Annotated in this window: 12 protein-coding genes; 6 read left to right on the top strand and 6 right to left on the bottom strand. The window is 71.7% G+C overall.

From position 1 onward, the window contains the following. Nucleotides 1–213: 213 nt before the first annotated feature. Nucleotides 214–3123, bottom strand: coding sequence for an Hsp70 family protein (locus WME96_RS34275; RefSeq protein WP_437285793.1), 2910 nt, complete (start codon nt 3121–3123; stop codon nt 214–216). A 143-nt stretch (nt 3124–3266) separates the two neighbouring features. Between WME96_RS34275 and WME96_RS34270 the strand changes: the two genes are divergently transcribed. The 3 genes from WME96_RS34270 to WME96_RS34260 all read left to right on the top strand — a co-directional run bounded on the left by WME96_RS34270 (nt 3267) and on the right by WME96_RS34260 (nt 7976). Beyond that, nucleotides 3267–3776: an OmpA family protein gene (locus WME96_RS34270; RefSeq protein WP_437285792.1), complete on the top strand. Its 510-nt coding sequence runs from the start codon at nt 3267–3269 to the stop codon at nt 3774–3776. Nucleotides 3777–4513: 737 nt separating this feature from the next. Then, nucleotides 4514–5074 (top strand): hypothetical protein, encoded by a 561-nt coding sequence (locus WME96_RS34265; RefSeq protein WP_437285791.1) that lies wholly within the window; start codon nt 4514–4516, stop codon nt 5072–5074. A 460-nt stretch (nt 5075–5534) separates the two neighbouring features. Continuing rightward, on the top strand, nt 5535–7976 hold the full coding sequence (locus WME96_RS34260; protein WP_437285790.1) for a GH36-type glycosyl hydrolase domain-containing protein: 2442 nt from the start codon (nt 5535–5537) through the stop codon (nt 7974–7976). A 46-nt stretch (nt 7977–8022) separates the two neighbouring features. Here WME96_RS34260 and WME96_RS34255 read toward each other — a convergent pair whose 3' ends face one another. Next, nucleotides 8023–9354, bottom strand: a complete 1332-nt coding sequence (locus WME96_RS34255) for an amidohydrolase family protein (RefSeq protein WP_437285789.1) — start codon at nt 9352–9354, stop codon at nt 8023–8025. Nucleotides 9355–10065: 711 nt separating this feature from the next. On the opposite strand from WME96_RS34255, the gene WME96_RS34250 reads away from it, so the two are divergent. Further along, nucleotides 10066–10515, top strand: coding sequence for a hypothetical protein (locus tag WME96_RS34250; RefSeq protein WP_437285788.1), 450 nt, complete (start codon nt 10066–10068; stop codon nt 10513–10515). A 176-nt stretch (nt 10516–10691) separates the two neighbouring features. Here the strand turns inward: WME96_RS34250 and WME96_RS34245 are convergent, their stop codons facing one another. The 4 genes from WME96_RS34245 to WME96_RS34230 form a co-directional block, all read right to left on the bottom strand. Beyond that, nucleotides 10692–11570 (bottom strand): transglutaminase family protein, encoded by an 879-nt coding sequence (locus tag WME96_RS34245; protein ID WP_437285787.1) that lies wholly within the window; start codon nt 11568–11570, stop codon nt 10692–10694. Nucleotides 11571–11696: 126 nt separating this feature from the next. After that, complete coding sequence (locus WME96_RS34240) at nt 11697–13574, bottom strand: Hsp70 family protein (protein ID WP_437285786.1); 1878 nt, start codon at nt 13572–13574, stop codon at nt 11697–11699. Then, nucleotides 13571–14203, bottom strand: coding sequence for a DUF2760 domain-containing protein (locus tag WME96_RS34235; protein WP_437285785.1), 633 nt, complete (start codon nt 14201–14203; stop codon nt 13571–13573). The genes WME96_RS34240 and WME96_RS34235 overlap by 4 nt, the downstream gene beginning before the upstream one ends. 81 nt (nt 14204–14284) lie before the next feature. After that, nucleotides 14285–14950 (bottom strand): hypothetical protein, encoded by a 666-nt coding sequence (locus tag WME96_RS34230; protein ID WP_437285784.1) that lies wholly within the window; start codon nt 14948–14950, stop codon nt 14285–14287. A 326-nt stretch (nt 14951–15276) separates the two neighbouring features. Here WME96_RS34230 and WME96_RS34225 point away from each other — a divergent pair, with 326 nt between their 5' ends. Next, complete coding sequence (locus tag WME96_RS34225) at nt 15277–15489, top strand: twin-arginine translocase TatA/TatE family subunit (protein ID WP_433928658.1); 213 nt, start codon at nt 15277–15279, stop codon at nt 15487–15489. Nucleotides 15490–15587: 98 nt separating this feature from the next. Continuing rightward, the gene (locus WME96_RS34220) at nt 15588–18734 is read left to right on the top strand and encodes an MXAN_5808 family serine peptidase (RefSeq protein ID WP_437285783.1); all 3147 of its coding nucleotides are present in this window, start codon (nt 15588–15590) and stop codon (nt 18732–18734) included. Nucleotides 18735–18837: the final 103 nt, after the last annotated feature.

Here is an 18837-nt window from a genome sequence, read left to right as displayed (position 1 = left end):
GCGATTGGCCCATGGCGCGGCGACGACGCGCCATGACGCTTCGGTGATTCGCCATGAACGCCTGGGCGACTCGCCATGACGCCTGGGCGACTCGCCATGACGCCTGGGCGACTCATTACAATGCTTCGGCGACTCGCCACCGCGTCTTCATCTACGGCTCCTCTGCTTGTGCCCAGGTGAGGCCGCGCGACGGCGCCATTCCAGCCCCAGCCCCTACTCGCTCACGAGCCGCAGCCCCACCGGCAGCCCTTCTCCGAAGAACGCCGCGCGCTCGGCCTCCTCCACGGCGACCACCTCGCGCACGGCCCTCACCCACGCCTCCGGCGCGCCCGCCTTGACGAGCCGCCGCTCGACCTCGCCGCGGGTCCGGTCGGACACGTCGCGCGCCCGGTCGCCGGTCCTGCGCGCGAGCTGCACCGCGGCCGGCGCGGCGGACGGCAGGCCCTCCCACTTCTCGCGCAGCAGGTGGTCGAGCCACCGCTCGGCCGCCGCCGGCGAGACCACGTGGTGCACGCTCGCGTACGCAGGCACGCGCGCCCCGATGCGGCCGATCGCCGCCCAGAGCCGCGCGTCGCGGTCGGTCCACGTGCGCTCCAGGATCCAGGCGCCGAGCTCGCTCCTTCGGCCGGCGGGCACGCGCTCGAGCGACGCGCACAGCTCGAGCAGGTCGTCGAGCGCCTCCGGCTTCACCCCCTTCGGCTTCTTCAGCCGCTGCTCGGACGGGGCGAGGAACGGATCCGCGAGGTCCCGGATCGCCACCTGCAGCGGCTCGTCGAGCCCGCCGGCGACGCGGCGCCACGCGATCCAGAACTGCTGCCACGATCGCGCCTCCTGCGGGAACGCGAGCCGCTCGGCGAAGAGCGGCGCGAGCGCCGCGATCCGCGCCGGGTCGCCCGCGTCACCGAGGCCGGGGCGGAGGCAGTAGCCGGCCAGCGACCAGAACACGCGCTCGTGATCGGCCGAGCGCCGCCGCGAGCGCGCGCTCGGCGCGAGCGTGTCGAACAGCGCCCGCGCGGTCTCGGTCGTCCAGGCGGCGCGCTCGCCGAGCACGCGCTCGAGCTCGCGCACGAGGTTCTTCACCTCCCGCGGCGCGACGTCGGGCCGCCCCTTGCCGAACACCCGCTCGATCGCCTCCCGCGCCTCGTCGAGCCGCTTGCCCCCCGGCGTCGCCGCCGTGAGCGGCCTCGTCGGCGCCCGCTCCGCCGGCGCGCCGCCCGTCGCGCCTCCCCCGGCGTCAGCGGCGCCCGCGCCCTCCGCGCCGCGCGCGCCGCGGCCGTCCTCGCGCAGCTGGAACGCGAGCCGGAAGCGGCGCGGCGCCGGGACGCCCACCTCGACGCAGGCGAGATCCAGGGTGCCGATCGCGGTGAGCTCTCCCTCGATCTGGACGCGGACCTCCGCCCGCTTGCCGCCTTCGGCGCGCGCGCGCGCCGCGTCGCCGGCGTCGAACGCCACCGCGACCGGCGGGAGCGCCTCGAACCGGTCCTCCTCGAGCGGGACGAGGTCGCCCGCGCGGTCCTCGCGCGCGTCGTCCGACGCGAACAGGTCGAACCGGACCGGTCGGCCCACGACGAGCGCGAAGGTCCGCCCGGCCGCCGTGTGCGCGCTGCCCTCCTTCGCGCCGCGCGGCACGACGCAGACCGCGGGCCGCGGCCCCCCGCCGGCGAGCGGCTCGAGGCCGACGTAGTAGCCGCGCGCCGCGCCCCCCTCGATGCGCACGCCGCGGCCCGCGAGCGCGAGGCCGTAGGCGACCGCGCCCCGCGCCACGGCGAGGTCGGGATCGGCGTGCGGGAGCACGTCGAGCGGCGGGCCGCCCCAGCGCTCGATGACGCGCGCGAGCCGCTCGGCGACGCGGCGCGCGCGGAAGACGCCGCCGTTCAGGAGCAGCGAGGTCGGCCCGAGCGACCCGGGGGCGTGGCGCGCGAAGAACCAGGCCACGTGCCGCGTGATCGCGACGTCGCGCTCGTACGGCAGCCCGAACGCGACGAGCCCGCTCCGCCCGCGCTGCGGCCGCGCGTCCCGGGGCGTCTCCGGGAGGAACCCGTCGAGCACGACGCGCTCGACCTCCTCGCGGCCGAGGCGCGTCGTCAGCGCCCCGCCGACGAGCCGCGCGCCGTGCGAGAGCACGGTGACCGGCGCGTCGTCCGGCGGCGCGCCGTCGGGCGACGCGCCGTCGGGCGACGCGCCGCCGAGCAGGCGCTCCTTGGCGGCGCGGCAGGCGAGCACGAGCTGCCCGAAGCGCGCCGGGTCGAGCTTCTCGCCGGCGCCGACGAGGCGCGGCTCGCAGAGGTGGGCGAGCGCGAGGTCCATGTTGTCGCCGCCGAGCAGCAGGTGGTGGCCGACCGCGACGCGCGAGACCTCGACCGGAGGGCCGTCGAGGGGAGCGCCGTCGGCCGCGCCGGCGCGCCGCGCGACGCGGATGAGCGACAGATCGGTGGTGCCGCCGCCGACGTCGCAGACGAGGACCAACGCCTCGCCGCCCGAGCGGGCGAGCAGGGCGTCGAGGCCTCCCGCCCCCGCGAGCCGCATGAAGTCGTAGAACGCGGCCTGCGGCTCCTCGAGGAGCCGCGCCGACAGGCCGGCGCGACGGGCGGCCTCGACGGTGAGCTCGCGCGCGACCTCGTCGAACGAGGCCGGCACGGTGAGCACGACCTCCTGCTCCGCGAGCGGCCGATCCGGGAAGGCCTCGTCCCAGGTGCGCCGCACGTGGGCGAGGAGCCGGGCGCTCGCGTCGAGCGGCGAGACGCGCGGCAGGTCGGCCGCGTCGTCGCCCGCGCCCCAGGGCAGGATCGGCGCGGTGCGATCGACGGCGGGGTGGCAGAGCCAGCTCTTCGCCGAGGCGATGAGCCGGCCGGGGATCTCCCCGCCGCGCCGGCGCGCCTGCTCGCCGAGGACGAACGGCGCGTCGCCGAAGGGGTCGGCCGGCGCCTCGCCCGGCACGGGCGCGTAGAGCAGCGACGGCAGCAGCGGGCGCGCCTCGACCTCCGTGGCCGTCACGAGCTGCGGGATCGGAAAGACGCGGATGGCGCCGGGATCGGCGTCGCGCTCGGCCCACGCCACGACGGTGTGCGTGGTGCCGAGGTCGACTCCGACGATCAGGCTCGGGTTCTTCGAGGGGGCGGACATGCGTGCGCGCAGCAACGATACTGGATCGCCGCGGCGCCTTCCGCCCGCAGCTCTGGCGGGCGGAGCGGCGGGCGACGCGCCGGCGGCTCGCCACCGATGTCAGCGTACTTTTTCCGGGCGATTCCCCGTGCTAGAGGCGCGAAATGCGAGCGAACCGAGCGATCTGGCTTGTGGTCATGGGCGTCCTTGCGGCGGGGTGCGGGTCGGCGAGCACCGAGATGTCGCTGGCGGCGAGCGCGACGCCGCCGCCCCCTCCGCCGCCCGCGCCCGTCCAGCCGGCGGCCCCCGCCGAGGCGGTGATCGAGGGGGATCGCATCAAGATCGCCCGGCCGATCTTCTACGACCTCGACAAGGACGAGATCCGGCCCGAGTCGTTCTCGGTCCTCGACGCGGTCGCGAACATCCTGAGGACGCACCCGGAGATCACCGCGCTCACGGTCGAGGGGCACACGGACAACCAGGGCACGGTGGAGCACAACATCAAGCTGTCCGAGCGCCGCGCGAACGCCGTGGTCCGCTACCTCGTCCAGCGCGGCGTCACGACGCCGATGACGGCGCCTGGGTACGGCGCCGGCGCGCCGCTCTGCTTCACGAACGACGAGGGCTGCCGCGCCATGAACCGGCGCGTGGAGTTCCGTATCAAGACCAGGTGAGGAGCCCGAGGCCCGGCGCTCCCGCCGGCCGCGCGTCCTCCCTCCGCCAACACGTCGCCCGCGCCCGCTCTCCCGCGCCGCCCGTGCGCCGGGATAACAGGCCAGGTTAACACAGACCCTCCCTCGAAATCGCCTGTTTTTCGCCGTCCCGCGCGAGACCGCGAGGCTGACTGTTCCTGCTCCTGTTCCTGCTTCTGTTCCTGCTCCTGTTCCTGTTACGCCCGTCACAGCGGGGCTGTGGGCCACGCTGGCCCCGCGCCCCACGCTGGCTTCCTCTACCGACCCGTCATCTCGGCCGCGCGGGGGGCCGCCGCGTCGCCGCCCTGGCGTCCTCCGTCGTCCCGCGAGGCGGACGGCGCGCGAGAGTGCCTGTCCTTCTGTGCGCCTGTGGGACAAACGACTCCTAAAGATACTCACGCTGCAAATTTATATTGAACGGCGTCTCCCGATGGTGGTTAATACATCACGGGAATACGCGCGCTGAGAGCGACGCGCCGGTCCGAGCAACACATTGCATTGCATGGTGGATCATGGCGAGCGTTCGTCGTTGTCCGTTGGGGATCGCTTGTCTCGTCCTTTCGGGGCTCTCGTGGCTCTCGCCGCGGCCTGCGGCCGCGCGTGACGCCGACCACCTCAGGTGGGCGGAGCGGCTCGTCGATAACGTCGCTCCTGAGAACAATGAGTACTCGACTGCCAGCTTCGTCTCCTGGGCTGGCGTGTCCGGCGCGCGGCGTTACATGAACCGCACGCAGTGCGCCACCTTCTTGACGGAGATGCTCAAGCGGAGCTACGGGTGGTCCGAGTCGTCGTTTGGCGACTGGCTGGGCAGCCGGAGCCCGAGCGCCGCCGCTTACTATGACGCGATCGTCGAGGAGAATGGATTCGAGAGGATCCACGACCTGGGGGACGCGCGCGCCGGCGACGTCATCGCCCTCCGTTATCCTGCGGGCGAGTCGTCGACCGGTCACGTCGCGATCCTCCGCCGGGCGCCGAGGCTGAAGCTCCCGGTCAGCCCCTTCGTGCTGGGCACGTTCCAGTACGAGGTAAGCGTGGTCGACTCGACGAGCTCACATCACGGCCCGTCCGACTCCAGGATGTCCTCCGGCGGCCGGTGGGCCACCGGCGCGGGTTACGGCGTGATGCGCGTCTACACGAGCACGTCGGACACCATCGTCGGGCACACCTGGAGCACGGCCGCCGGCACGGCCTATTATCCGACCACGGCGCGCCAGGTCGCCATCGGCAGGCTGGTGCTCCCCGACGAGGACCGGGACGAGGACTCCGACGACGATCGGTAGCCAAGGGCGCGCGACTGGCACGGTCCCCCCAGGCCCACCCCTGGTGCGAGGACCGCATGCCCGTCCGAGGTGCGAAGACCGTAGGCCCGAGGACCGCGCGCCCCCACGCCGCGCCGCGCCAGACCGGGCCGCACAAGGATGTGTAAAATTCACGCCGTACCGTAATCTTGCGTTGTCCGCCACACAGCGGCCACGCCATGGAGCGCGAGGGCGTCGAGTGCCGCATTTCTCCGGGAAAAACGCCGTCCTACGCTCCCGCGGGCCCCGTTGACAACCAGCAGGGCAGGGGTCTAGAGTGGCGGCCCTCTGAGCTCGCTCGGAGGCCCCAGCCCAACAATCATTGGCTTATCGAACCCGGGGCAGCCCTGCCGCTGGGTTTTTTTCTGTCGTTGACGGGAGAGAAGCTCGCCGCTTCCGACCCAGCTTTCGACTCCACCGAATGCACGGAGACCGCGCGTCCATGAGCAATCAGTACGGCCATTTCGACGACGAGAGCCGCGAGTACGTCATCACCCGGCCCGACACGCCGCTGCCCTGGCTCAACTACCTGGGCTCGGACGAGATGTTCGGCCTCTGCACCAACACGGCCGGCGGCTACACGTTCTGGAAGGACGCCAAGCTCCGGCGGCTGACGCGCTATCGGTACAACAACGTGCCCATGGATATCGGCGGGCGCTACCTGTACGTGAACGACGGCGGGGTGGTGTGGAACCCCATGTGGAAGCCGGTCAAGACGGCCCTCGATCGCTACGAGTGCCGCCATGGCCTGGGATACACCAGGATCACGGGCGAGAAGAACGGCGTCGAGGTCGAGGTGCTCTTCTTCATCGTCCCCGGCGAGAACGTGGAGATCTGGCGCACCCGGGTCACCAACAAGAGCGGCGCGAAGAAGGACATCCAGCTCTTCTCCTTCCAGGAGTTCTGCTTCTTCGAGGCGCTCAACGACATGACGAACTACCAGCGCACCTACTCCATCGGCGAGGTGGAGGTCGAGGGGAGCGCGATCTACCACAAGACGGAGTTCCGCGAGCGCCGCTCCCATTACTCGCTCTTCGCCTGCACGCGCGCCGTCGACGGGTTCGACACGAGCCGCGACGCCTTCTGCGGCAGCGTCCACCACGGGCTCCACGAGGCCCAGGTGCCGGCCAAGGGCAAGGCCACGAACTCCAAGGCGTTCGGCTGGAACCCGATCGGTAGCCACCAGGTGAGCCTCTCGCTCGAGCCCGGCGCGAGCGAGACCCTGAGCTTCGTGCTCTCGTACGTGGACCAGGGGGATCTGCCCAAGTTCAAGGCGCCCTTCGTCCTGAACAAGCAGAAGGGCAAGGAGATCCTGGCCAAGTACTCGGCGCCCGGCGCCGTGGACGGGGCGTTCGCTCAGCTCAAGGAGGACTGGGCCGGGCTCCTCGCGAACTTCCAGGCCGACTGTCCGGACGAGCACGCGCGGCGCATGCTCAACACCTGGAACCAGTACCAGTGCATGGCCACCTTCAACCTCTCGCGGTCGGCCAGCATGTACGAGACCGGCATCGGGCGCGGCATGGGCTTCCGCGACTCGAACCAGGATCTCCTCGGCTTCGTGCACCTCATCCCGGAGCGCGCCCGCCAGCGCATCCTCGACATCGCGGCCACCCAGCTCAGCGACGGCACCTGCTACCACCAGTACCAGCCGCTGACGAAGAAGGGGAACGCCGACATCGGCGGCGACTTCTACGACGATCACCTGTGGCTCATCCTCTCCACGTGCGCGTACATCAAGGAGACGGGCGACAAGAGCATCCTCAAGGAGGCCGTGGGCTACGCCGACAAGCAGGGCTCCAAGGAGGACCTCCTGCACCACCTGGAGACGTCCATCGCGTACACGATGAAGAAGCGCGGCCCGCACGGCCTGCCGCTGATCGGCCACGCGGACTGGAACGACTGCCTGAACCTGAACTGCTTCAGCACCGAGCCGAACGAGAGCTTCCAGACCGCGGGCGACGTGAAGGACTCGAAGGCCGAGTCCGTGATGATCGCCGGCCTCTTCCTCTACGCCAGCCGCGAGATGGCCGCCCTGTATGACTGGATGGGCCAGAAGTCCGACGCGGAGCGCATGCGCGGGCACCACGCCGACATGCTGGCCGTGGTCGAGAAGGAGGCCTGGGACGGCGAGTGGTACCGCCGCGCCTACGACGCCCAGGGCCGCCCCGTCGGGAGCAAGGAGAACGAGGAGGGCAAGATCTTCATCGAGAGCCAGGGCTGGTGCGTGCTCGGCGGCGCCGGCGCGGACAACGGCCGCGCGAAGCAGGCGATGGAGAGCGTGCACAAGCACCTCTACACGAAGAACGGCATCGTGCTGCAGCAGCCCGCGTACTCGACCTACCACCTCGAGCTCGGGGAGGTCACCTCGTACCCGCCGGGCGTGAAGGAGAACGCCGGTATCTTCTGCCACAACAACACCTGGATCCACCTCGGATGGTGTCTGCTGGGCGACGGCGAGCGCGCGCTCGAGTACTATCTCTCCATCTGCCCCTCCGCCAAGGAGAGCCAGATCGAGACCTACCGGGCCGAGCCCTACGTCTATGCGCAGATGATCGCGGGCAAGGACGCCCCGGTCTTCGGTGAGGCCAAGAACGCCTGGCTCACCGGCACCGCGGCCTGGACGTTCGTGTCCGTCAGCCAGGGGATCCTGGGCGTGCAGCCGCAGTACGACGGCCTGAAGCTCGACCCCTGCGTGCCCAAGGCGTGGAAGAGCTTCTCCATCTCTCGCCGTTTCCGCGGCGCCACCTACGAGATCAACGTCAAGAACTCGGGGGTGTGCAAGGGCGTGAAGAAGCTCACCGTGGACGGCAAGGCGGTCGAGGGCAACGTGATCCCCCTGGCCCCCGCCGGCAAGACGGTGCGCGTCGACGTCGAGATGGGCTGAACACGCCCGCCGGAGCGCGCCGCGGCCAGCCCGCGGCGCGCTCGGCTCAGTCGCCCTGGGGTGCGGCGACCCATCGCCCGTTCAACATGACCCGCCTCACGCGGCGCATCGCCCGGATGTCGGCGAGCGGGTCGCCCTCCACCAGGACGAGGTCGGCGAGCTTGCCCGGCTCGACGCTGCCGAGCCGGTCGTCGATGCGGAAGAACCGTGCGTTCTCCGAGGTGCCGGCGACGAGCACCTCCATGGGCGACAGGCCGCTCTCGACGAGCAGCTCCATCTCGCGCTGGTAGGCCCACCCTCGCTCGGCGCCCGGCACCGTGCCGTGGGAGCCGACGACCACCCGCACGCCGGCGCGCCGCGCCGCGCCGGTGAGCCTCATCATGTTCTCGAAGCCGTGCACCTGGGTCTCGGTCGCGCCCTCGTCCTTGGCGCGGCGCTCGAAGATGGCGAGGGTGGGGGTGACGAAGGTCCCGCGCGCCGCGAGCAGCCGGAGGAGCTCGGAGGTCCGCGGCGCGCCGAGGGAGATGCCGCGAAAGAGCTCGTAGCGGCCCTGGAGGCGCGCCTCGTTGCGGGCGATCACCGCCTGCCGGTAGCGCTCCGCCTCGCGCGGCGGCACGAGCGCCGTGCCCAGCGAGGTGATGTGCTCGAGGCCGTCGAGCCCGGCGCGGATCGCCGCCGCGGCGTCCACCGTCTCGAGGTGCGCGGTGGCGACCACGCCGCGCGCGTGCGCGGCCTGCGCGATCGCCTCGACGAGCCCGAGCGGCAGGCGGAAGTAGACCTTGATCGCCGACGCCCCGCGCTCGACCAGCCGATCGACCGCCCAGCGCGCCTCGGCCGCGTCGCGCACGATCAGCGCGCTCTCCGGGTAGGCGGGGTCGGGCCCGTCGAGCATCGGCCCCGCCAGGAAGAGCCGTGGCACCGGGCCGAGCCTGCGCGCGGCGTCGTACGCCTCGATCCAGTTCCCGGGCTCGCGCAGCGAGGTCACGCCGCGCTGCAGGAAGAGCCCGGGCAGCCCGTCGTCGCCGTCGATGTGGAAATGCGCGTCGATGAGGCCGGGCAGGACCGAGAGCCCGTCGCCGCGGACGATCTCGGCGCCGGCCGGGACGTCCGTGGCGCCGCGCGCGCCCGCGGCGACGATGCGATCGCCGCGGACCACGACGACGGCGTCCCGCACGGGCGGCCCTCCGCGGCCGTCGATGAGCGTGGCCCCGACGATCGCCGCCGGGCGCGTCGCGTCGGGCCGCGCGATCGGGTTGATCTCCCGCGCGGGCTGGAGGTTCGGTTGCCCTTCCGGCGAGGGCCACTGCACCGGTGTGCTCGCACAGGCGCACAGGCCCGCGAGCGTCGCCAACAGACACACGCGCAACCGAAAGCTCATCGTGCTCTCCCCGGTGACCTGAAACGTGCGACGAACGTGCGATGAACGCGCGACGAGCTGGAGCTGCGGCCGCCGGCGGCTGCGACGTCGCGCCTCTCATCATAGCAGCTCCGGGCCGCTCGGCCGCGAACACCGGCGCTTTCCAACTTCCACGTTCATCTCGAATGAGCGCTCCCGGCGAGATCCACCGCCGTCTCCAGGCTCGTTCGAGCCATCGACGCGGCGCGAGATCCCGGAGCGGCGCCGCGCGCGCGGGGCCTTGTCCGAGCTCCGCCGTGCGGGGTTCCGCGGAGCACAAGAAAGCTCGGAAGTCGTGGCTCGCCGGATTCGGCATGATGCTCTGACGCCCTCGCGGCGCGCTGCGAATGCGCGCTCGACCCGCGACGGGCGACTGCGGGTCTCCCGCTTCCGGGCCGGGGTCAGGCGATTCCCGAACCGCGCGGTCCCGGCGGGTTCGTCCTCGGCGGGGCTCGTGTGACTGTATTTCGGTCGGGCGAAGGGCGAAGCTCGGAAAGTCGTCTCTGTGAGCCGTATCGAGACAGTTGAGCGTCACAGCCTGGGTGCAGTAGGGTGCCACCGCCGGCGCGCGGGAAACGCCGCGACCGGCATGTCCCGGTGGGACCGGTGACGAATCGACTATCGAAGGCTTGCGCTCGTTCGAGCGCGCTGGAGGATCTCATGCGTAGCATCAATCTTGTTGGCATTGTCTCGATGGCTCTCATGCTTGGCGCGACCGCCTTCTCCGCGGGGTGCGGGGACGACACGGACGGGGGCACGGGCGGCGGGACGACCGCGAGCAGCAGCAGCACGACCACCTCGAGCGCCACGACCGGTACCGGCGGCGAGGGGGGCGAGGGCGGCGGCGGCGACGGCGGCGGCGGCGGGGAAGGCGTGGAGTGTGTGACCTGCTCGGCGCCCCTCCTCGACGATGCCGATCCGAACGACCTGTGCGAGTCCTCGTTGCCGAAGTACGTGGCGCTCACGGACTGTATCTGCGAGGCCTGCGGCGCGGCCGACGGCGACCCCTGTTTCAACGAGTGCTCCCCGGAAGGGGCGGAGCAGAGCGACGAGTGTACGGCGTGCGGCAGCATGGTGGCCACCGAAGCGGACGGCGCATGCATCGAGCAGGGCACCGTCTGCCTCCAGGACACCGGCGAGTGATCTCGATGCGCTGAGGTATCGCGGACGCTTCCGACCGATCCTCGGTGATCAGCGCGCGGCCGCAGGGGCAAGGCGGGATGCCTGTCGCCCCTGCGGCCGTTGTCGCGCGGTCTCCGCGATGCGCTCTGATCGCTGCGATGGGCCCTGTCGACGCGCGGTCGATACCGCAGCGAAGCTTACTCCACCTCGGACACGGTCACATCGACGGTCATCGTCTCCGCGGCCGGCGTGTAGAGCGTCCCCGCCGTGGGGGTGGCGTCCGTGGTGTCGCGGCCGTAGCCGACCCGCACGTGGTCGAGACTGGGCAGCACGCCGTTCGTTGGATCGAACCCCTTCCAGCCGGTGTTCGGGATGTAGAGCTGCGCCCACGCGTGCGTCGCGTCGGAGCCGGCGCGGTTCGTGCCGACATTGCCCGTATAGATGTATCCGCACACGTAGCGCGCCGGAATGCCCAGGAGCCGCGACAGGCAGATGAACAGGTTCGCGAAATCCTGGCAGACCCCGCGCCTGTTGACGAAGACGTCGTGAGGGGTGGTCGCCAGGTCGGTCGCGCCCGGCGTGTACCGGTATTCGCGGAAGAGCGTCAGGTTGATGGCGAAGAGCGTCTCCATCAGGTCCGCGTCGTTCCGCTCGACGAACGACATGGCATAATCGAAGAGCTCCTGGAGCTGGCGGGCAGGGAGCTCGGGGGGGCGCACGTACGGCGCGATCATCGCCTGCTCCCAGGGCATCCAGGCGAGGGGGAACGCGGGCCGGATCTTCGTCGTCGCGAACGCGAACGGATCCGCATCGAGCAGCTCCACGACCGAGTCGGCCGATATCGTGAGCGCGGTATACGGGGAGGTCATCTCGAAGCGCGTGACCCGGTTTCCGAAGACGTCCTCGAGCTCCACCGTGGGGACCTCCGGGTCGATCGCGAGCGCGTGCGAGAGGACGCGCTGATCCCGGTCGTGCATCGGGCAGAGATGCAGCTTGTGCACGCTGCGCTCCACCGGGCGATCGTAGGTGTATCTCGTCGTATGGACGACGCGGAGCTTGCGAGTCGTGGGCGCCATGTCGTGGTGTCGTTTCCCCGGTGAGCTCTTCCGGCGCCGTCACGGCCCCGCGCGCGTCGCGCCAGCGCGGCGTGCGCCGGGCTAACGCGACGCGTCAGCTCGCTTCCGATGCTGACGCGCCGCGCCTCACGTCTCGGCGCGCACCGACAGCTCGATCCGCCAGCGCTCGTTCGGCTTCTGCGCCTCGCGCGGGATCGCCTCCAGGAGGAGCGTCCCCACCTCGGTGACCGAGGCGCGCAGCCGCACCGGCACCATGTCCCCCTCGCGGCGCCCCTCGGCGGGCAGGGTGACCTCGATCGGCGAGAGCTCCTCGAGCTCGCCCGGCTTCCAGGCCTCGAGCTCGGTCCCGGCCTGGTCGTCTCGGCGCACCGACGAGCTGAAGAAGCGGAAGCGCACCGGCTCGCCGACCACCACCCCGAACTCCTGCGGCGGCAGCGTCGCCTCGGTGCCCTCCTCCATGCCGAACGGCGCCAGGCAGAGCGCCGTGATCGGCGGCTCCAGGCCGGGCACCGCCGGCACGGCCCCCTCGATGCCCACGTAGTACGCCCGCGCCGTCCCGCCGCGGATCCTGAGCCCCCGGCCGCGCCGCGCCAGGCCGTAGGCGGCGGCGCCGCGCGCGACCGCGAGATCCAGGTCGTCGATCGGGAGCACCCGCGGCGGCGGCGCGCCGTCCTCCTCGAGCCAGGCGCCGAGCGTCGCGACGAGCCGCTCGCGCAGCGCCGCGCTCTTCATGACGCCCCCGTTGAACAGCACCGCCGTCGGGTGCAGCAGGAGCGGCGCGCGGCCGGACCCGGCGCTCCCTTCCTTCGGGACGAAGCCCTCCAGCTTCGACGTCGCGCCGGCCTGCCGCCCCAGGAAGGCCGCGAGGTGGCGGGTGATCGCCGGGTCCTGCGCGTACGGGAGGCCGAGCTGCGTCAGGCCGGCGCGCGCGCGGGTCGCGGGGCGCGCGGAGGACGGGACCTCGGGGAAGAACCCGTCCACGAGCGTCCGCGTGATCTCGTCGCGCGTGAGCTCCGTCCGGATCGACGCGCCCAGCAGCTTCGAGCCGCGGCCGGCGATCACGATCGGCGCCTCGTTCATCGACGGATCGCCGAGCAGCCGCTCCTTCGCGACGCGCGCCGCGTGCGTGAGCGACGTCATCTGCCAGCGGTCGAGCTCCTTGCCCTCGGCCGCGAGCTTCGCCTTCACGACGTGCGCGAGCGCGAGGTCCATGTTGTCACCGCCGAGCAGGATGTGATCGCCGACCGCCACGCGGACGAGCTCGAGCGAGCCGTCGTCGCGCGGGACCGCGGCGATCGCGGAGAAGTCGGTGGTCCCGCCGCCGACGTCGACCACGAGCAGCACGTCGCCCGGCTGGAGGTGCTTGCGCCACGCCTCGCCGGCCGCGTCGATCCAGGCGTACACGGCCGCCTGCGGCTCCTCGAGCAGCGTGAGGTCCTCGAAGCCCGCGGCGCTCGCCGCCTCGACCGTGAGCTCGCGCGCGGCGGCGTCGAACGACGCGGGCACGGTGATCACGATCTCCTGCTTCGCGAGGGCGAGCTCCGGATCGTCCTTCGCGAACAGGTGATCCCACGCCTCGGTGAGGTGCTCGAGGTAGCGCCACGACGCCTCGACCGGCGAGATCTTCTCGATGTCCTCGGGCGCGCCGACAGGCAGCGTCGGCCCGCGCCGGTCGATGCCGGGGTGGCAGAGCCAGCTCTTCGCGCTCGAGACGAGGCGCGCGGGCGCGTCGACCCCGCGCGCGCGGGCGTGCTCGCCGACGACGAACCGCCGCTCGGCGTCCCACGGCAGCGCCTGGGGCCCCTCGCTCTCGAGGGGGATGTACATGAACGAGGGCAGCAGCGGCCGCGCCTCGAGCGCGCCCTGCGCCACGAGCTGCGGCACGGCCAGCACCTCGGGCGACGGCGTGAGCCGCGGATCGGCGCCCTCGTCCGGGATGCGCGCATGAGAGAGCGCGCAGTGGGTCGTGCCGAGATCGATGCCGATGATGTAGCGCGCGCTCATAGCTCGACCTCCGCGGGGGCGATGACGCTGGCGTCGTGGCCGGCGACCGGCGTCGGCAGCGAGAGCTCCTCGGCGCGCCAGCCCCGGTGGCGCAGCACCCCTCGGTACGGCGCGCTCCCGGACACGTTGCCGATGAGCTTGACCTCGGCGGGACTGTAGCCGGCCTCCAGCGTCACCCTGGCCCCCTCGTCCTCGCGCCGCACGGGCGCGAGCTTCGCGTGTCCGCGCAGCGCCTTGCGGCAGCCTTCATGGACCATCCTCGCCGCCACGCCGACGTCCGCGTCGCCGAACGAGGCGATGTCCTGCTCGAGGAAGTCGACCAGCCGCCCCTCGCGCTGGAGCAGCGCGAGGAGCTGGAGCGCCGAGGTCACCGCGGGCGCGGCCTGCGGCGCGGGCGCGGGCTCCTTCTTCGCGACCTCCGCGGCGCCGGGGAGGCGTGGCGCGCCGCCCTCTCGGTCCCGTTCAGCCGGCTCCGGCGCGCCCCGCTCGGCCGGCGGCAGCGCGGCTGCCGCGCGCGCTCGCCAGGCCCGCGCGGCGAACTGCGCGTCGAACAGCACGCGGAAGAAGCACGCGAAGGCGAACCAGAGCCTCGTGGACCAGGGGAGCGGGGGATCGTCGAGATCGGCCACGGCGAAAGCCTAACGCCGAGCGTTGCGATCGGCACAGAGACCGGCGAGCGGGGCCCGCTGCGCGGGGCGCCGCCGGGCCGGTCAGAACGTCGCCCGGAGGACGGGGAAGCGGACCTCGTGCCCCTGCGCCACGCCGAACTTGAACATTTCGTCCTGCGAGTAGAGCGGCTTGAGCGAGAGCGCCGGCATGCCGAGCGCGACCCGGCCCGGCGTGATGTCGACGAGGCCGAGCCGGGGCTGCTCCCACCGGGCTCTCCGGAGGAACGGCGCTGCGTCCGTCGTGAGCTGAACGTTGACGCCCGGCTGGGGCGGCTCCGCGGCCGGCTCGTTGCGAATGGGCTCGCTCTGGTCCGTCTCCGGCGGCTTGTACGCGGTGGCGTTCAGGGTGACGATGAGGGTCGGGATGACCAGCGCCATGCCGCCGGCGAGCATGTAGAGCGGCACCTCTGCGGGGGGCTCCGAGGCCTCGATGAAGTAGCCGGCGACGCCGCCGCCCGCCGCGCCGAGCCCGCCGAAGACGAGGTAGGGCCAGGCGCGCTCGACCCCGATCGCGCCCATCGTCAGCATCACGACCTCACCGCCGAGCAGCGCGCCGCCGACGATCCCCTTGCCGGTGACGCTCACCCTGTCGCTCGCGTCCGCTTCCTGGGCGCGCGCGCGCTCGGGAGCGCCGGCGAGCACCGCCGCCACCACCGACGCCCCTGCCAGACAATGCGCTGCCTTTCGATTCATGCGGTTGATCGGCATCGTGTTTTCCCCGTGTCGATGATCGCGAAGCCTGCGAGGGCTGGAGCCCCGGACCGCCGCCGGCGCGCTCCCGCGGCCTGGCGTCCGGTCCGGCCGGTCGGCGACCCACCTGGGCCGTCGAGCCGTTCTCGATTTCTGAACCGCTGGCGGAGCGAGCCTTCTCCCTCCTCCAGCGAAGCCGGTCGCGCGAGCCTAGCACGGGTTTCAAGGCTCCGAACCGCTGCATTGCCCGTGCGGAGGATGGGTGGTATGGGTCCACCGGAACCGGGCCGCAGCCCGCCGCCGCGTGTCGCGGGGAGCACGGCAGCCTTCGAGGGATCACCGCTATGGGCCGCATTGGACCGCTGGAAATCGCCCTTCTGATCGGGCTCGCCCTGCTCCTCTTCGGCGCGGGGAGGATCGCAGATGTCGGCAAGGGCATCGGCGAGGGCATCCGGAATTTCAAGAAGGGCCTCAAGGACGACGACGACGAGGACCCCGCGAAGCAGCTCCCCGCCAAGACGGACGCGAAGGAAGAGGACACACACAAGCCCGTGTAGTCCCCGCCTCGCGGCGCGGCGCGGCGCGTAGAAACGCGCGCCGGCGCCGCGCGACGCTGGTCGACGCTCGCTGGCGCGCGTCTATACTCGAGCGCCGTATGCCTCACCGACTCCTGGAGCGCATCGTGAAGGCGCTCGTGGTCTCCGCTGCGTTCCCGCTGGCAGCGTACTTCGTTCTTCAGTTCGGTCCCGGGGGGCTCTGGCGAGGGTTCGAGCCGGCGCTCGCGGTCACCGGTCAGGTGGCCAAGGCGCCGTACGACCTCACCCGCCTCGAGGCCGTGAACGAGACGCTCAAGATGATCCGCGACAAGTACGTCGAGCCGGATCGCGTCAAGCCGAAGGAGATGCTGCTGTCCGCGCTGAACGCGGTGCAGCGCGACGTCGCGCAGGTGATCGTCCTCAACGAGGATCCCAACGAGGTCACCGTCCGCGTCGAGACCAGCGAGAAGAAGTTCCGGATCGACAACATCCAGGGCCCCTGGGACGTCTCGGCGCGGCTGCGTGAGGTCTTCAGCTTTCTCCAGAAGAACCTCAAGGGCACCGAGGTCGACCTCCGCGAGGTCGAGTACGCCGCGTGCAACGGCATCCTGCACACGCTCGATCCGCACTCGTCGTTCCTGAGCCCCGAGGCGTACAAGGAGATGAACCTCTCCACGTCGGGCGCGTTCGGCGGGCTCGGCGTCGTGATCTCGATCCGCGACCAGATGCTCACGGTGCTGAACCCGATGCCCGACACGCCCGCGGGCAGGGCGGGCCTCAAGCGGCTCGATCGGATCGTGAAGATCAACAACGAGTCGACGCTCAACATGCCGCTCGACGACGCCGTGCGGAGGCTCCGCGGCGATCCCGGCACCCCGGTCACCGTCTGGGTGACCCGCGAGGGCGAGGGCGGGTGGCAGACCCCGAAGGCGTTCGAGCTGACCCGCGAGGTGATCAAGGTCCGCTCCGTCGAGTCGCGCGCCCTGGACGGCGGCGTCGGCTACGTGCGGCTGAAGACGTTCCAGGCGACCTCGACCGCGGAGCTCGACGCGGCGCTCGACGGCCTGCGCAGCAAGGGGCAGCTGAAGGGGCTCGTGCTCGATCTGCGGGGCAACCCGGGCGGCCTGCTCGATCAGGCCGCGCGCATCGCCGACAAGTTCCTCGCCGACGGCGTCATCGTCTCGACGGTCGGCGCCTCCGAGGGGCGCGAGGAGAAGCGCGCCAAGGGCCCCGGCACGGAGCCGCCGTACCCGATCGTGGTGCTCGTGAGCGGCAACAGCGCGAGCGCGAGCGAGATCGTGGCGGGCGCGCTGAAGAACAACGACCGCGCCGTCATCGTGGGCTCGCAGACGTTCGGCAAGGGCAGCGTGCAGCTCGTCTTCCCCGACGTCACGGCGGAGAAGGCGGCGCTCAAGCTGACGATCGCGCAGTACCTGACGCCGGGCGACATCTCGATCCAGGGCGTCGGCGTGACGCCGGACATCGAGCTCGACCCGATGACGGTCGACGAGCTCGAGATGGATCTCACCGTGCAGAAGGACGGCCTCCGGGAGCGCGATCTCTCGGCGCACCTCTCGAACGCGCGCGCCGCGGCGGCGGGCAAGCCGACCGAGGTGGTCCGCTACCAGCTCACGAGCGCCGATCGCGAGGAGATGCGCGATCGCGGCGGCGACATCGACGAGGACTTCGCCCTCGACTTCCCGATCCGCTTCGCGCGCGAGCTCGCCGCGCGGATGCCGCCGAGCACCCCGAGGCTCCAGCAGCTCCGGGCGGTGCACGACCACATCGAGCAGGTCGGCAAGGAGGAGCTGGGCAAGGTCGCGGCCGAGCTGGCGAAGCTCGGCGTCGACTGGGCCGACGCGCCCGAGGGCGCGACGGCGGCGGCCAAGTCCGAGCTCGACGTGAAGGTCGAGACCGATCGCCCGAACGCCGAGGTGACCGCCGGCCAGCCGATGGAGCTCCGGGTCACGGTCAAGAACAACGGCAAGCAGCCGGTCTACCGGCTCCGCGGGACGACGGAGAGCGACAACCTCTACTTCGACAGCAAGGAGCTCATCTTCGGCAAGATCGGCCCTGGCCAGACGAAGACGGCGAAGGCGCCGCTCGGCTGGTGCGAGGTCGAGGGGCGGAAGGTCGGCTCGACGAAGCCGAGGAGGGCCAACGAGAAGCGCGTCTGCAAGATCCCGATGGACGCCCTCTCGCGGAGCGACGGCGTCAAGGTGAAGTTCGAGGTCGCCGGCGCGCCGGAGCCGGCCCCGGTCGAGATCCGGCCCACGGTGCGCGCGCTCGATCGGCCGCTCTTCCAGTACGCCTACCAGATCGTCGACGACCGCGAGGGCAACGGCGACGGGCTCATCCAGAAGGGCGAGCGGGTCAGCATGTACCTGACCGTCAAGAACGTCGGCAAGGGCCCGTCGTACGAGACGCAGGCGAACATCGCGAACCTCTCGGGCGAGGGGCTCATGCTGCACGCCGGGCGCTTCGACGTCTCGAACATCAAGCCGGGCGACGTGCGCAAGGTGGTCTTCACGTTCGACGTGGAGCCGGCGCTCTCGGAGCCCGAGGCGACGCTCACGCTCTCGGTCGGCGATCGCGATCTCCGCGAGTTCGCCAGCGAGAAGGTGAAGATCCCGATCGTGCCGCGCGTCCAGATCCAGGGCGGCGGCTCCACCGTGAAGGCCGGGGCGCAGGGGGCGACGCTGCTCCCGTCGCCCGAGGCGAGCGCGCGCGGCTTCGGCAGGCTCTCTGCGGGCGCCGTGGTCAAGGTGCTCGGCGAGGCGCCCGGCGGGTTCCTCAAGGCCGATCTCGGCGCCAACCGCTTCGCGTTCGTCGCGGCGCGCGAGGTGACCCAGGGCGGCGGGGCGGCGCCCGCGGTGGTCGCGTTCGAGGACGTCTACTCGCACGCGCCGCCGACGCTCGACATCGCCGCGGCGGCGCTCGCGACGACGGCCGGCACCGTGAAGATCACGGGGACGGCGTCGGACAGCGAGCGGCTGCTCGACACCTTCATCTTCGTCGGGTCGCGCAAGCTCTACTACAAGTCGAACCGCGACGGCGCGGACCCGAAGAAGGCCGAGTTCTCGTTCGAGGCGCCGCTCCGGCCGGGGGTCAACGTGATCACCGTCGTCGCGCGCGAGACGCCGGACACGACCACGCGGCGCACGCTCGTGGTGCGCAAGGACGGGCCCGACGGCTCGATCTTGAAGACCCCGAAGTCCGACAACCCGGTGGACGACTGGATTGCGGAGCGCGGGGGCGAGGACTAAGCCGCGGCCATGAATGACGGGCGTAACGAGCGGCGCTTCGCCGGGCAGAGCAGCCCGGCGAGGCGGTGCTCCGTCGGGCTGCCCTGCCCGACGAGGATCTGGT

The sequence above is a fragment of the Sorangium sp. So ce406 genome, from assembly GCF_051474675.1.
Taxonomy (GTDB): domain Bacteria; phylum Myxococcota_A; class Polyangia; order Polyangiales; family Polyangiaceae; genus Sorangium; species Sorangium cellulosum_G.
This window is presented reverse-complemented; position numbering and strand designations above follow the sequence as displayed.